Annotated in this window: 16 protein-coding genes; 7 read left to right on the top strand and 9 right to left on the bottom strand. The window is 43.2% G+C overall.

What is annotated here, in order from left to right; genetic code table 11:
* The first annotated feature begins 234 nt into the window (after window positions 1-234).
* Together KFO40_RS13890 and KFO40_RS13885 are read left to right on the top strand one after the other, a co-directional pair.
* A complete protein-coding gene (locus KFO40_RS13890; RefSeq protein ID WP_211146484.1) occupies window positions 235-1,548 on the top strand; it encodes a TIGR01777 family oxidoreductase in 1,314 nt (437 codons plus the stop codon).
* 179 nt (window positions 1,549-1,727) lie between these two features.
* Window positions 1,728-2,003 carry a GNAT family N-acetyltransferase gene (locus tag KFO40_RS13885; protein ID WP_118218880.1) on the top strand — a complete coding sequence of 92 codons (276 nt, stop codon included), beginning with the start codon at window positions 1,728-1,730 and terminating at the stop codon, window positions 2,001-2,003.
* Window positions 2,004-2,088: 85 nt separating this feature from the next.
* On the opposite strand, the gene KFO40_RS13880 is transcribed toward KFO40_RS13885, so the two are convergent.
* From KFO40_RS13880 to KFO40_RS13870, 3 genes are all read right to left on the bottom strand, one after another.
* Window positions 2,089-2,355 (bottom strand): zinc ribbon domain-containing protein, encoded by a 267-nt coding sequence (locus KFO40_RS13880; RefSeq protein ID WP_004314772.1) that lies wholly within the window; start codon window positions 2,353-2,355, stop codon window positions 2,089-2,091.
* Between the two features lie 118 nt (window positions 2,356-2,473).
* Window positions 2,474-3,205 carry an SDR family NAD(P)-dependent oxidoreductase gene (locus KFO40_RS13875; protein ID WP_211146483.1) on the bottom strand — a complete coding sequence of 244 codons (732 nt, stop codon included), beginning with the start codon at window positions 3,203-3,205 and terminating at the stop codon, window positions 2,474-2,476.
* 20 nt (window positions 3,206-3,225) lie between these two features.
* The gene (locus tag KFO40_RS13870; protein ID WP_049703237.1) at window positions 3,226-3,525 is read right to left on the bottom strand and encodes a nitrous oxide-stimulated promoter family protein; all 300 of its coding nucleotides are present in this window, start codon (window positions 3,523-3,525) and stop codon (window positions 3,226-3,228) included.
* 184 nt (window positions 3,526-3,709) lie between these two features.
* On the opposite strand from KFO40_RS13870, the gene KFO40_RS13865 reads away from it, so the two are divergent.
* Both KFO40_RS13865 and KFO40_RS13860 read left to right on the top strand, forming a co-directional pair.
* Window positions 3,710-3,913: a hypothetical protein gene (locus tag KFO40_RS13865; RefSeq protein ID WP_008771178.1), complete on the top strand. Its 204-nt coding sequence runs from the start codon at window positions 3,710-3,712 to the stop codon at window positions 3,911-3,913.
* Between the two features lie 120 nt (window positions 3,914-4,033).
* A complete protein-coding gene (locus KFO40_RS13860; RefSeq protein ID WP_004314776.1) occupies window positions 4,034-5,407 on the top strand; it encodes an MATE family efflux transporter in 1,374 nt (457 codons plus the stop codon).
* Between the two features lie 96 nt (window positions 5,408-5,503).
* Here the strand turns inward: KFO40_RS13860 and KFO40_RS13855 are convergent, their stop codons facing one another.
* Window positions 5,504-6,487, bottom strand: a complete 984-nt coding sequence (locus KFO40_RS13855) for a fimbrillin family protein (RefSeq protein WP_008021115.1) — start codon at window positions 6,485-6,487, stop codon at window positions 5,504-5,506.
* Window positions 6,488-6,554: 67 nt separating this feature from the next.
* Complete coding sequence (locus KFO40_RS13850; protein WP_211146481.1) at window positions 6,555-8,507, bottom strand: RluA family pseudouridine synthase; 1,953 nt, start codon at window positions 8,505-8,507, stop codon at window positions 6,555-6,557.
* Between the two features lie 119 nt (window positions 8,508-8,626).
* On the opposite strand from KFO40_RS13850, the gene KFO40_RS13845 reads away from it, so the two are divergent.
* Window positions 8,627-9,154, top strand: a complete 528-nt coding sequence (locus tag KFO40_RS13845; protein ID WP_008651245.1) for an SGNH/GDSL hydrolase family protein — start codon at window positions 8,627-8,629, stop codon at window positions 9,152-9,154.
* A gap of 120 nt (window positions 9,155-9,274) precedes the next feature.
* On the top strand, window positions 9,275-9,739 hold the full coding sequence (locus tag KFO40_RS13840; protein ID WP_004308264.1) for a MaoC family dehydratase: 465 nt from the start codon (window positions 9,275-9,277) through the stop codon (window positions 9,737-9,739).
* Between the two features lie 265 nt (window positions 9,740-10,004).
* On the opposite strand, the gene KFO40_RS13835 is transcribed toward KFO40_RS13840, so the two are convergent.
* Window positions 10,005-10,985: a linear amide C-N hydrolase gene (locus KFO40_RS13835; protein ID WP_211146480.1), complete on the bottom strand. Its 981-nt coding sequence runs from the start codon at window positions 10,983-10,985 to the stop codon at window positions 10,005-10,007.
* Window positions 10,986-11,144: 159 nt separating this feature from the next.
* Here KFO40_RS13835 and KFO40_RS13830 point away from each other — a divergent pair, with 159 nt between their 5' ends.
* Complete coding sequence (locus KFO40_RS13830; RefSeq protein WP_049703233.1) at window positions 11,145-11,819, top strand: MarC family protein; 675 nt, start codon at window positions 11,145-11,147, stop codon at window positions 11,817-11,819.
* 71 nt (window positions 11,820-11,890) lie between these two features.
* Here the strand turns inward: KFO40_RS13830 and KFO40_RS13825 are convergent, their stop codons facing one another.
* From KFO40_RS13825 to bla, 3 genes are all read right to left on the bottom strand, one after another.
* Window positions 11,891-12,415, bottom strand: coding sequence for a hypothetical protein (locus KFO40_RS13825; protein ID WP_118220137.1), 525 nt, complete (start codon window positions 12,413-12,415; stop codon window positions 11,891-11,893).
* A gap of 74 nt (window positions 12,416-12,489) precedes the next feature.
* On the bottom strand, window positions 12,490-13,950 hold the full coding sequence (locus KFO40_RS13820) for a GNAT family N-acetyltransferase (protein ID WP_211146479.1): 1,461 nt from the start codon (window positions 13,948-13,950) through the stop codon (window positions 12,490-12,492).
* A 77-nt stretch (window positions 13,951-14,027) separates the two neighbouring features.
* On the bottom strand, window positions 14,028-14,909 hold the full coding sequence (gene bla, locus KFO40_RS13815) for a class A beta-lactamase, subclass A2 (RefSeq protein ID WP_151934199.1): 882 nt from the start codon (window positions 14,907-14,909) through the stop codon (window positions 14,028-14,030).
* Between the last annotated feature and the right edge of the window lie 130 nt (window positions 14,910-15,039).

Below are 15,039 nucleotides of genomic sequence, written 5' to 3'. Positions count from 1 at the left end.
TCTCTCCAAACAGATCGCTTTCTGTATTCCGTCCGCCCTGTTTGTAGATGCCGTTCATCGTCTCCTTTATTTGATAGAACAAATTTTCTCTCTCTTTGTCAGTCTGTTCAGAGATTTTTTTCTTTCAGTATTAAAGTCTGCCTTGCAAAGATAGCCCCATTTTGTTTTTTTCAAAGAACTTTTCTTGCATTTTATACGTTTTTCTAATAGAGTTAAAATAAATAATGAATCAAGATGAATATAGCAATGACCGGAGCTACCGGATATATAGGTAAACATCTTTCCAATTATCTCACAGAAAAGGGCGGACACCGGATTATTCCCTTGGGAAGATCGATGTTCCGCGAAGGTATGTCCGGACATTTGATTCAGACATTGACGCATTGCGACGTAATCATCAACCTGGCTGGCGCACCCATCAATAAGCGTTGGACACCGGAGTACAAACAGGAATTGTTCAACAGCCGCATTGTGGTGACGCACCGTATTATCCGTGCGTTAAATGCCGTCAAGACAAAACCGAAACTGATGATTTCAGCTTCCGCCGTGGGCTATTATCCTCCGGAAGTGGAAGCGGACGAATATACCCGTACCCGCGGCGACGGTTTTCTTTCCGATCTCTGTTATGCATGGGAGAAAGAAGCCAAACACTGTCCCCAACCTACCCGGCTCGTCATTACACGCTTTGGCGTAGTGCTTTCTCCGGATGGGGGAGCGATGCAGCAGATGCTTCGTCCTTTGCAAGCCACGAAGGTAGCTACCGCCATCGGTCCCGGCACCCAGTCTTTCCCGTGGATAGCCATGCACGACCTTTGCCGTGCCATGGAGTTTTTTATCGCCCATGAAGAAACGCGGGGTGTGTATAATCTGGTGGCTCCGCAACAGATTTCGCAATATTCTTTTACCCGTGAGATGGGAAAAGCTTATCAGGCATGGACAACGATTATTGCTCCGCAGCGGGCTTTCCGTATATTTTACGGTGAAGCGGCCTCTTTCCTTACAGCCGGTCAGAAAGTCCGCCCGACACGTCTGACGGAAGCCGGGTTTCGTTTTTCCATCCCTACTGTCGAACGTCTTTTTAAAGGTACGGATCACACCACGGTCTCCTCTCTCGACCTGAACCGATATATGGGACTTTGGTACGAAATAGCCCGCTACGAGAACCGTTTTGAACACGGACTGGTAGATGTCACGGCCACTTACACGCTTCGTCCCGACGGTACGATTCGTGTGGAGAACCGGGGATGCAAGCGCAATTCTCCTTATGATATCTGCAAGACTGCCAACGGACACGCCAAGATACCCGATCCCGCGCAACCGGGTAAACTGAAAGTCTCTTTCTTCCTTAATTTCTACTCTGATTATTACATATTGGAGCTGGATGAAGAGAATTACAACTATGCCCTTGTAGGCAGCAGCACCGATAAATATCTTTGGATACTAAGCCGCGCGCCACAACTGCCCGAGGAAATCAAAAAGAAACTCGTCACCGCTGCCGAACGCCGCGGTTACGATACCAACCGATTGCAATGGATAGAACAATTTTGATTATAAATATGCTTTTATAATTAGTTTATATAATAAATCTAGGCACGAATTACGCTGATGAACACTGTTGCTTTATCTATGCGTCATTTTGAAAAAAAACGTAAAATCCGTGCCTGATAATAGATAATTATTAGGCAAGAGTACTTAAAACAATAATGAACTTTAAAACAACATAGATTATGGATTACGAAATTATTCATCAGCCCGAACAGCATTTGTTTAAGACAGAAGTAGACGGTCGTACCGCCTTTGTACAATATCGCCTCTTAGGTGATTCTCTCGACATCATTCATACCATCGTGCCCCGCCCGATAGAAGGTCGCGGAATAGCCGCTGCATTGGTGAAAGCTGCTTATGCCTATGCAGTAGCCAACGGAATGAAACCGAAAGCCACCTGCTCTTATGCGGTAAAATGGTTGGAACGCCACCCGGAACTGAATGGCAATAGTGATTGATTTCAGTGAAAAAGCTTTAGAATGTAAAAATATGTCGAGATATGGTTTTAGGTTATTTTCGACACATTTCTATATTCATGATTGATTATTTCCATCTCTTCAACTGTGGGAAGAACTCTTTCATCGTTTTACGTGCTTCTTCCACCGTGTATTTCACTTCCGAGTCTTTATTGAACTCATCGAGGTAATTCAGGTTGAGTTCGATCATTTCGTCCATCGTACACTCTTTCGTGAAATGTCCGTCCGCATAGCAATAGTGGCAATAATCCTGATTCTTGCTACCGTCTGCTTCTTTTCCAAAAGTTGAGTCGTCTATCGGCATTCCGCAACTCTGACAAATTTTTTGTTCCATCTTTTTTTGTTAGATTATAAGTTTATGTTACAGGACAAATATAGGTAGAATTATTGGAATAGGAGTTATCTGATCTTGCTAATTACCTGTTCATTTCCCGGCTTGTTCACTTTTGGGGTTAATTTGTTTTTACCGGCAGACGTTTCCACATCCAGCGGGGAATCATTTTCCAGAAAAACACCAGAATCCGGTAACGCCAGTCGATTACTGCTACCCGTTGTTTGCGCTTCAGCGACCAGGAGATATGACGGCCCACTTCGGCGGCATCCATCAGCAGTGGATAATGCTTTCCGTCATTCAGTAAATCGGTGGCTACAAATCCGGGACGAATATCGGTAAAACGGATATGTAGCTTTTGCAGGTATGACAGTTGTTCGAGCGCATCTATATAAGTGTTTTGAAAACGTTTGGTGGCAGAATAGGCAGGAGCAACTCCGAGCCCTTTCGTTCCGGCAATGGAACTGATAACGGCGAGGTGTCCGCCTCCGTTTTTCTTGAAGTACGTGAAAGCGGTATCTACCATTCGGATAAAGCCTGCTACATTGGTGTGTGCTGTGTTCAGTTCTACTTCCATGTTCAGGTCCATATTCTGGAAACCGATGCCGGAACTAAGAAGAAACAAATCCATGCCACCTAGTTTGTCGATGAGCAGATTCAGCTTTTCGCTTGCATCCTCTTGGGTTACGTCTAATGCTTGGATTTGAATTTGATCCGGTGCTGCCCGTTGCAGGTTTTCGAGGGAAGATTGCCGTCTGCCGGCTACTCCTATTTTCCAGCCTTCCAGTAACAGGCATTTTGCAACTTCTTGTCCGATACCGGAGGTGGCCCCTATGATAATGGCTTTTCTCATTACTGATTTTTTTTAGTAAGTTATAGGTTCAATAAATGTCGTATGGTTTGCCAGGGTGCATAGAACAACATTCTCGGTCCGGAAAAACGCATTACCTGTCGCATTCGTTCGCGCAGGACAGGCTTGTAACAATGTACCGTGCACTCTTTGCATGCACCCTTTTTCTCTCCAAACGGACAACGGTCGAGACGGGCATGCGCATAGCGAAGCAACTCTTCACAGTCGGTACAAAGAGTCTTGTTTTTTTCTTTTTTCCGACAATAGAGGCGGATCATTAACTCTACTGTTTTCTTTTCGTGTGCGATGCGTGATACCTTCATCTCTTTCTTCTTTACACTTTGGATTGACAAAGATAGCGAAGATTATGCAGAATCACAGGCGTATTTTGTTAAAATGCATCTTTCTGGTGGGTATTTTCTTTTCTGATGGTAAATCATGGACAGGCTTTTTGAAACATCTTCTGAAGAGCTTGTGGATGACGGAAACAATCTGTATCTTTGCGGCATGAAAAAGTTATTATGTCCGCAATGCAAGATTGCAGCCATGTATGTGAAGAATGAACAGGGGGAAAGGCTGCTGGTTTATGTGCTCGAAAATGGTGAAGTCGTTCCCAAATATCCGGAAGATTCGATGGAAGGGTTCGACTTGACAGAGGTTTTCTGCCTGGGTTGTTCGTGGCATGGTTCGCCTAAACGACTTGTTAAGTGATTAACTGTTTAGTGTTTAATCACAATTTTTTGATTTATGTCAACTAAAAGAGGGACGGGAAACAAGGATTAATTCGTTGAATATTCCGTATCTTTGCGCCCAATTTTAGAACATAGACGTATGGCAACTTCTAAAGAAATGACGGCAGGGCCGGCATTACCTCTCATTTTAAAGTTTACACTGCCGCTTTTACTCGGCAATCTGTTGCAACAAACGTATTCGCTTGTTGATGCTGCAATTGTAGGAAAGTTCTTGGGAATAAACGCGTTAGCTTCTGTTGGAGCCAGCACGTCAGTGGTATTTCTCATTCTCGGGTTCTGCAATGGATGTTGCGGAGGGTTCGGGATACCCGTTGCGCAGAAGTTTGGGGCGCGGGATTACAGTACGATGCGCAGTTATGTGGCTGTCAGTCTGAAACTGGCTGCGGGAATGTCGGTGGTAATTGCACTTCTCACCTGTATTTTATGTGAGGATATTCTTCGGATCATGCGTACACCGGAGAATATTTTTGAAGGAGCTTATGCTTACTTGCTTGTCACTTTCATCGGTGTGCCGTGTACGTTTTTCTACAATCTTCTTTCGAGCATTATCCGTGCGTTGGGAGACAGTAAGACGCCTTTCTGGTTTCTGCTGTTTGCTGCTGTTCTGAATATCATTCTCGACTTGTTCTGTATTCTGGTACTTGATTGGGGAGTGGCGGGAGCTGCTATTGCTACTGTCTTTTCGCAAGGATTGTCGGCTGTTCTCTGCTACATTTATATGTACCGGAAGTTTGAAATATTGCAGGGTACTCCGAAAGAACGCCGGTTCCAGTCGAAACTGGCTAAGACGCTGCTCTACATCGGTGTGCCTATGGGATTGCAGTTTTCTATCACGGCTATCGGCAGCATCATGCTTCAGAGCGCGAATAATGCCTTGGGAACGGCGTGTGTGGCAGCCTTTACGTCTGCTATGCGCATCAAGATGTTCTTTATCTGTACGTTCGAGAGTTTGGGCATTGCGATGGCTACATATAGCGGACAGAATTACGGAGCGGGTAAACCGGAACGTATTTGGTTGGGAATCAAGGCTAGTGCTCTGATGATGATTATTTATGCGGCTTTCACGTTCCTTCTTCTGATGGTAGGGGCTAAATATTTCGCGTTGATCTTCGTAGACCCGTCGGAAACGGAGATTCTGCTGGATACGGAGTTGTTCCTGCATGTCTCCTGTATGTTTTTCCCGATGCTTGGTTTGTTGTGCATCTTGCGTTATACCATTCAGGGAGTGGGCTTTACCAATCTTGCCATGTTCTCCGGAGTGGCGGAGATGATTGCTCGTATTCTTGTCAGTCTCTATGCCGTACCAGTATTTGGTTTTATTGCTGTCTGCTACGGTGATCCGATGGCTTGGATAGCGGCAGACTTATTCCTCGTGCCGGCCTTTATCTACGTTTATCGCAGGTTGAAGAAGCAGGTATTTACGAATAGTCAGGTTACGCAAACGGTGGCATGATTGCCGGTTGGTGGTTTGCGTAACCCGGTTTGCAGTTTGCATAACCCGGTTTGTGGCTTGCGTAACCTGGTTTGCTTTGATTTTATTTCGGATATTTTAATCTTGTACAGGGTATAGCGGGTTTCCGCTTTCGTCTACCTCTGTCCATTCTTTCACACTGACATTGGCGAATGAGATGGAGTTTTCATTGATAACTGCCCGGAAAAGGTATGAATTTCCGGCTGACAGGAGGTTGTTGGGTGGAGTGAGCGGAGTGGTGTAGGTACGTGAAAAGCTTTCTCCGTTTACCATCAGCTCCAGTGTCAAGGTCATGGGAGAGGAGCTCTTTACGGGTAACATGATATATTGTACGGTGAAGTCGTTGATTCCCATATCGGCTGCTTTGTCATAGCTGACTTCCGAAGTGATGATACCTGTTGACAAGTCCATGATTGCGCCCGGTTTCGGCGGAGTGATGGTAGCGGAAAGTATCTTGTTTAAAGTGATATTTTCTCCTCCAGCGATCGCTACAACTACTTGCGTGGCTGCGTGTTGGTAGGTTATGGGGATATTTACCTGTGAACTGGCGATGTCCTGATGAACCGCGTGCCACCAAAGATAATCTACTCCGTTGGATAAAGGTTCGGATAGTCCGTTGGTGAAAGTAGGCGCCGGGCTGGTGGAATTGCATGATACGGCATAAAAGCTATAGATAGCATTGCTCAAATACATTTTATATCCTAGATTTCCTGTCAGTACACCGGGGGAGGAGGTGACATAGTTGCCTTGAGCAACGGGAGCGCCTGTGATATTGTTCGATGTGTTGGCTATATAGGCACACAGCCAGCTTTGAAGTCCTTTTCCCATAGGAGACATGGCTCGTGTGATGTTTCGTCCCTCTACGGAAGCACTGAAAGTAACCAGCGCATTCTCTTTGGCCGGATTGCCGTTGTTGTCATCATTGCCGGAGCCGGATGAACCTCCGTTGTTTTCTTCGTCAGGATAGTTGATGTAGATATTGTTTTTGGAGCAGGCTCCCAGTAGCAGCATTGCTAAAGCAGATACGGCTAAATACTTTGTAATGCGGAATTTGATGTCCATAGTCAGGTTCTTTTTGAAAATTAGTAATTACCCCTATATACATTTCAAAAAGAATTTGGTTCATGGCTTAATCATATTTTTTATGGAAATCGGCCTCTTTCTGTATGCAGAGAATGTCTCCGTATATGGGATGGCGAAACTCTATATATTCGGCATGGAGGTATAGTCTGTCTGCTTTCTTTCCGTAGAGTTCGTCTCCAAGTATGGGGCATCCCAAGCCTTCCGGATGAGCTGCGTGTACTCGTAACTGATGTGTGCGTCCGGTCAATGGATAGAAGATAATCCGGGTGTATTTTCTTGACTCATTGATACTCCTTTCTAATTCATCAATCCTGTTTGATTCGTTGAAAGTGTTTTCAGATTTACTGGTAATTCTTTCAGACTCACTGATGATCTGATATTCTGTAATCGCTTCTTTCCCGTGTTCTCTACTAACCATTTGCCGAGGACGGTCGAGAGGATTCAGACAAAGAGGGAGTTCGATTCTTCCTGTTCTTCCCGTTCTTTCTGTTCTTTTTGTCTTTTTGTCTTTTTCTACTTTTTCTGCCCTTTCTGGTCTTAGTTCTGTATTTTCTAGTGCTAAATCAGTTCTTTCTACTTTTGCTGTTTTTTTCGTTGATACAGTTTCCTCTACTATTAATGTTGTTTCCTCTGCTATTGGTTTTGTTTCCTTCTCCTTCTCCTTCTCCTTCTCCTTCTCTGTCTGCACTATCACCCCATCCAACACCGCCACATAGCGTTTCTTAATACTTCTGTTTGCAAATTGTGCCTGTAAATCCCGATGTACCTCTTTTGTTTTGGCAACGAGCAATAATCCTGAAGTAGCCATATCGAGCCGGTGTACAATCATGGGGCCGGTAGCTTCGGGATATTTCTTCTTCAAACGATGATAGACTGAATCTCTGTCCTCTGCTTTTCCCGGAACGGACAACATCCCTGCCGGTTTATTGACTACCAGCAACCATTCATCCTCAAACACGATTTCTAGTTCTTCATCTTCATGAACAGGATTCAGCAGTGGATTTTCGTCTACCTCCAATCCTTGTAACATGTGTTGCAGAATCGGTTCGCACTTCCCTTTGCAGGAAGGATAATAATATCCGTGATACCGGATTTCGTTTTTAGGAGAGTCGCCCCACCAGAATTCAGCCATAGCCAATGGCTTTAATTGATGAAGATACGCATATTGCAATAACTTAGGCAAAGCACATTCACCCGCACCGGCAGGAGGAACTTTCTGAACCGTTTGCTCGAAAATAGTATATAAGTCTTTCATCTCTCCTTGGGCATTTAGCATCCGGAACTGCTCGAATAACTTTCTTTGTAAAGCTGCTGAACGTTCTTTTCGTTCGGTTTTCAGTCGTTCTATTTCAATATCGAAGTGCCTGACTTCCATTTCGAGCTCTTCCAATCGTTTCTTCCATTTCTTTTCCAGTCGTTTGTATTCCGCCTTTTGGTATTGGCTTTCCCGAATCAGGGAGGCTTGTTCTTCTCCAGAAAGCTCGGGAGATGACTGGCGGCGAATCTCTCTCGCCTCCTTTGCCATTTTAAGCTCCGCTTTTGCTTGATTCAAAACAGCTTTAGCCTGTTCCGTTTCTATCTTCCATTTCTCTTTTGAATCGAGATAAGAACTACTGTTTTCCAATTCACGAATACGGATATTAATGGCAGAAATCTGTTCTTCTTCGATTTTGAAGAATCCCTCTGGTTGTAATAGGTCATAAACAGGAGGAACGAAATAAGGATGCAGATTCTTTCCGTCCAGATTGCCGGAGAAAGCTGCAAGATAACCAATCTGATTTTCTTCGTTGTTTGTTATTCCGTTGTCCGTTTGCACAATCAACACTCCAAACATCTTTCCGGAAGCCAATTCCTCTTGCCATTCTTTCCGGCTTGCAATATATTCTTTCACTTCTTCCGCAGCCAACACACACAATGGATGAGGGGTATAATGGAAAGGATAAGTGAATTTCTCCGGCAACGCAAGGTGAGAAACGGGTTTCTTGAAAAAATGTATCATTGGTTTATATATATGAATGAATGTGATTACCTTTGCAAAAGTAACGTAAATCCGCGAATTTTATTCTATATTTGTTTGAGAGTTTGAGTGAGATAACGTGGACGTTTGAATGAAATTGTATGGATAGGATAGAAGAAAAACCAAAATTTGCCTTTCTTGGCAACAGTCACATGGCTTTTTGGGCACTGGATATCTATTTCCCACAATGGGAATGTCTGAACTATGGTGCTCCCGGTGAAGGGCTGGCCTATGTGGAGTCTTTTGCGGTAGACACTTCCGATTGCCAGGTCGTTGTTCAATTCGGAACCAATGATATTTATCAGTTGAACGATGAAAATATAGATGAATATGTAGAGCGTTATGTAAAAGCGGTTCTTGCCGTCCCTTCACTGAAAACATATCTTTTCTGTATTTTTCCACGTAATGATTATGATGATTACAGTACGGCTGTGAATAAATTTATCCAGATCCTTAACCGGAAGATACACGAAAAATTGCAGGGAACAGATATTGTCTATCTGGACGTATTCAATCGTTTATTGCAGGATGGCAGGCTGAATCCGGAGTTGACTCTCGACGATTTACATTTGAATGGTAAGGGGTACAGTATTCTGACAGAAGCACTGAAACAGGCTTCCGGTTTGTAAAACATACCTAAATACTTCATTCCTTGCTTTTATTTATAAATTTGGTGGCATATCAGTTTATTTTTCCTATTTTTGTCCCTAATTTAATAGTAAATAACCCCCATAAAAACGATAAGACTTATGGAAAAAGTAATTATCAATTCGTACGAAGAATTCGAAAAACTAGTAGGCCAACAGATAGGTGTTTCCGATTATGTGGAACTCTCGCAGGAACGTATCAATCTTTTTGCTGATGCAACGCTGGATCATCAATGGATTCATGTAGATACGGAACGTGCTAAAGTAGACAGCCCTTATCATAGCACGATTGCTCACGGCTACCTGACATTATCCATGCTTCCTTATTTGTGGAATCAGATTATCCAGGTGAATAACCTGAAAATGATGATTAACTACGGTATGGACAAAATGAAATTCGGTCAGGCTGTACTGTCAGGACAGAGCATCCGTCTGGTGACTACTTTGCACTCGCTGACTAATCTGCGTGGTGTGGCAAAAGCGGAAATCAAGTTTGCTATCGAAATAAAAGACCAACCGAAAAAGGCACTTGAAGGAATTGCTGTGTTCCTTTATTATTTCAATTAATAATAAGCTGAAAAAGACACAGATTCTATCTACTTGTGATAGTGACGGTATCCGATAAGGATAGTGACGGTATATGACAACGATACCGTCACTATCGCAAGCGGATACCGTCACTATTTCTTTTCTGCATCAATCTCTTATATATCAGTCTTTTCTGTATTAATTTTCTCCACGCCAATCAGGGGGCTGACGTTGACTTCTCGTGAATACCTACAACGATTTTTATTTGGGCTATCAGTAAGCATAAGTTTATGTACATTCCCGTTTACCCCTTTACTCCCATGAATCTGAACGGCTGTGCCGGTTTAAAGTCTTTGGTTGCATTTCCGTGATAAGTTTCACCATTGGCGATAGATAATTTGAGTACCGGAGCCCCTTCTGACAAGTCGATTTCCCGAAGATTTACCCAGAATGTATTGGGAGTCAGGCTCGATTCGAAGAAATAGAGCAGATTCTTACTATCCGATACCGTTCTCCATTGTGTGGTGGAAATTTCCGGAAATTCGGGAGTGGATATGCCATAAGGAACAGAAGTATTACGGATAACGCTGAATACGCTTGCTATGGCTATTCTCACATCATCTGTTTGGGGCAGGGCATTAATATAAAAACTGGCTCTTGCAAAACGGTCGGATGGACGGTTGGTTCCGGGCAGGAAGCTCAATCCTCCTATTGATTTCCAGTATTCGTTTAGTGCCAGTTGCTTGTTGTAGGTAGGGGAGTTGGTCATCACTTTGTACTCCTTGCTGTGGTAAACAGTCAGCTTTCCACCTGTATATTCGAATATCGCACAATCGCCCGTTGCGTCGGAAATAGATAAATGCAAGGTTGCCAGGCGGGAACCATCCGGCATCAGGTCCGATACCACTTGGAAAGTATTTTCATCAATGGCGGCCACGGCCTCGTTTACGGTGGCGAAGTTATCCAGCATATATTGCACCCATGCAGTAATGGCAAGTCCCGGTTTGCTTTGATCCCTGATCGGATATTCTGCTTCGGGCAACCATAATAGATTGGCAACCAAACCTTTCTCATTCATCCCGTCTGTGCTGGCAATCTCGAAAGCCGAAGTTACCACACTGCCATACTTGGACGTCCATTTCAGGGAGTTGGCTCCCGTTTCTCCATTTCTTTCCATACCTTTGGGAAATACCCAAAGATTACTGTGCATTTCTGTTTTCCAATCCATAGACCGGCCGGTTGCCACCATTCCATTCTTTCCCGAATAAACGACTCTTGTACACATAATTTTAATTTCTAGTTAAAGGTTTATTATAAGCTGCTTTTACAGGGAATCCAACGGATGCGAATTCATTCCGCAAAAACATATTCTCAAAACAATAACGTTCCATTTATGTTTTAGATAAGTATCAGATATTAATAAAGTATCAAAAAAACAGGTATTATGTCATTAAGTAATCTTCTCATTATATTTTCGTCATCGTTTATGGCGCTTTTTCCGGTGATAAATCCTCTGGGAAACGGTTTTGTTGTCAATGGATTTTTTACAGATCTCGATCCTCAACAGCGGAAAGCGGCTATTCAGAAACTGACGTTCAATTTTATAATGATTGGTGTAGGGACGTTGGTGATAGGGCATCTGTTTCTATTGATTTTCGGTTTGGCTATTCCCGTTATTCAGTTGGGAGGCGGAATACTGATCTGTAAGACGGCAATGGAGTTGTTAGGTGATTCGGGTTCTACTGATAAAGGAGAAGCCAGTCAGAATGTAGATGGTTTCAGATGGAAGAATATCGAACAGAAGATTTTTTATCCCATCACGTTTCCTATCAGTATCGGACCGGGTAGCATATCGGTCATCTTTACTTTGATGGCGTCCGCCAGTGTCAAAGGCAAACTATTGCAAACCGGAATTAATTATTTGGTCATTGCGCTTGTCATTATCTGTATGGCGGCTATCTTTTATGTATTCCTTTCACAAGGACAGAGGTTCATTCAGAAATTGGGACCTGTGGGAAATCAAATCATTAATAAGCTCGTAGCCTTTTTTACTTTCTGTATCGGTATTCAGATTTCAGTGACGGGTATATCTCAAATATTCCATCTGAATATACTCTGATTGATAGGTATATTCTTATTTGACAGCTAAATACGAATTTGTACTTATTGAAATGAAAGTGATAAAAACAATCAATTTTTCTTTGCTTTCATAGCCTTTAGGGTGTTTCTTCGTACAGAGCGGATGGCAGGAACCACTAAGTCCGGTTCCATGATTTCCAGCATGGTACGTAATTCCTGTTGCAGTTCCGGGATGGAGCGCGTCAGTTGATAAGCCAGTTTCATGCAGAGAGATTGCACACCGGCTGGTTCTTCACGTGATATCATGTGTTCCATGCAGAAATCGAGGAAATCCACTCGTGGCGGGTCGGCGGCAGGTTGCTGGCATATCAGGTTCAGAATCATTCTCCGCTTTCCCGAATGTGGACAGGTCATGGCGGCATCAATCAACTCGTCCTGTCGTTGGCTCAACCATTCTACATCTGCTTTGGAGAAATGGGTACATACCCACAATGCCTGATAGGAAACAATGTGGTCTTCGTCGAATATCAGCTGGTAGACTTCTTCTCTAAGACGCTTGTCGTCCTGTATGAAATGGAGTACTTCTCTGATATCTTCAATGTGTACACGTTCGGATAATCTGGCACGTAGGTTCATGTTTTTTTTCTTTTATCATTAAGTTAGCTCAACAATTGCTTGGGGGCACTTACTCAACTGATGTTTGTTTGATATTAATTTCTGTCACCGGTATTCGCTTCCGGTAGTTGTAAATGAAGAATGGGGAAAGGTTTGCCCATACTGTCCGTTTCATCTCTGCCAATGATCTGGAATCCCAGATGGAGATAGAATTGGAGTGCCTTTTCATTCTGTTCGTTGACATCTACTTTATCCATCTGTTTTTTGTCTCTTGCGTATTCTATTAATCGTTTGCCGTATCCTTTTCCCTGCTCGTCAGGGTGTACAAACAACATTTCGATCAGTTCGTCGCTTAGTCCCATGAAAGCGGCAATCTTTCCGTTGGCATTGCGGATAACAAAAAGTTCAACAACTGGTAGATAATGTTCCTGCATCAGTGGTTTGTAAAACTGGATATCTTCTTCCGTCAGAAAATCATGCGTATGACGGACGGACGTTTCCCATACATGGAGGATTTCTTCATAATCTTCCGGAGTAGGTTGGGAGATGCCGGGGAGATAATAACACTGGTGGTCGTAGATATTTCCGTTGTAAGTCAGTTCTGCCTGATGGAGGGTTCCTTCATAGATGAAACCGTTCTTTTTCAGGACTTTCTGTGAACGTTTATTATGTGGATAACAAGTGGCAGTGATGAGACTTAGTTTCAATTTTTCAAAACCGTATTTAAGAACGCCTTGCACTGATTCAGTCATATATCCTTTGCCCCAATAAGTCTCGTCGAGCCAATAACCCAACATTCTCACTTGTGGGTTTTCTCGTTTGGGATCGGGGATGATTCCTACGGAACCGATCAGTTGTTGCGTTTCTTTTAGTATCATTGCCCATATACCCTCCTGATTAATAAATGTAGAATGGAGTATACGGTGGGACTCTTCCAATGTCCGGTGGGGCGGCCATCCGGCATTGTTCCCCAAATTCGGGTTTTGGCAACAGGCGAAAAATGCTTCTGCATCTTCTTCTTCAAAAGGGCGGAGAAGCAAGCGTTCTGTATCGAGCGTTACGGAATGAATACTTTCTGTTTCAGTGTTTGGTCTAGCTTCAGCTTCCGGTCCAACTTCAGTTTCAGTTCCGATTGCTGTTTCTCCTTTTCCTTCTCCTCCTCCTGTTATTTCCTGATATACACACTCAATCCGATTTCCATCAGGATCGAGCACAACACTTTCAAAGTATCCGTCTCCCGAAGTACGCGGTTCACCGGCGATGGTATATCCTTCCGAACGCATCTGTTCGGTGAAACGTAATACTTCTTCCTGGCTGGGAAAGGTGAAAGCAAAGTGTGTTAGTCCGACCCTATTTTCTTCAATGGGTGTGTTTTGTACGTCTGTACGGCTCATGAGTTCCAAGTCAGTTCCCTCTCCGAAAGAAACAAAGTATGACTCAAATCCTTTCTTGGGATTAATGTATTTCTCGTTGCTTTTTCCTCCGAAGAAACGGACATAAAATTCTTTTAATTCTTCCAGCCGGAAGGTCCAAATGGCAATATGATGCAGTTTCATATAAATGTTTTTTTAATTCCTATTACTTTTTACTTTGTTTCAATCCTGATTCGCACCGAACGTGTTTTGTGTCGCTCTTAATGCTGTATTACGTATTCGTAAACGATGCGGGAAATATCAGCGATAGTCTTACTGTTCGCCTGACTGTTTTCTTCAGAATCCTTCACGAAGACAGCTATGCTATAAGTACGTCCATCGGGTAAAAGAACGAAACCGATGTCATTACAACCAATCTGCTGTCCTTTCGCATTACGGTCTCCCGTTCCGGTTTTGTGACCTACGGTTACTTTTTTATCAAGCAACGGAGCAACCAAACGGTCTTGCCCGGTTTGACATTCCACCATTGTCTGATATATAAAGTCTTTGTACACTTTTGCAAACAAGGGTTTCTTGCGGAATATCTCCAATAATTCGGCAGCAGCTAACGGAGTGGTCCAGTTTTGATAACACAGATTCAAGTCTTCGTGCATCGCTGTTTCTGTTCCGACGATGGCGCACTCCCGAACTCCTAATGAATGGATATACCTATTCACAGTTTCCGGACCACCTTGATAGTTGAAAAGAATATCGCAAGCATTGTTATCGCTCTGCTGAAGTGTGTATCTTAACAGGTCGGCAATACTCATTTCAATTCCTCCTTGCGGATATTTATCTCGCAGCGGACTGTAAGTATCTGGCTTTAAATCTGATTTTTTGATTGGCAACCGGGTGTCCAGTGATTGTTTTTTCTTTCCCATATAATCGGCCAATGCCAACGCCTGATGAAACTTGAATACGCTCATCAACGGGTAGTGAATGTCATTATTGACAGTTACCGTATCTTTTCCGTTAATAATAACGGCAATCCCTATTTCAGCTTTCTTATCTTTGATTGCCTGTTTCAACTGTGTTTCAAGTTTGCTTTGTTGGGCAAGCAGGAGGGTGGGTACTAAACAAAGAAGCACTATGAATGAACGCATAATCAATTTCCTCTTTTAACGGGTTACTAATTCTCTATTGAAGTCACAAAGGTATAAATAGTAATTGCCTTTGCAAATTCTCATCCCAAAATAGTGATGTCGGATAAGAAATTCCTACTTTTGTGAATTA

The sequence above is a fragment of the Bacteroides sp. 1001302B_160321_D4 genome (assembly GCF_015667765.1).
GTDB classification, from domain to species: Bacteria; Bacteroidota; Bacteroidia; order Bacteroidales; family Bacteroidaceae; genus Bacteroides; species Bacteroides xylanisolvens.
The sequence above is the reverse complement of the archived record's forward strand: the minus strand, read 5'-3'. Positions and strand labels throughout refer to the sequence as shown.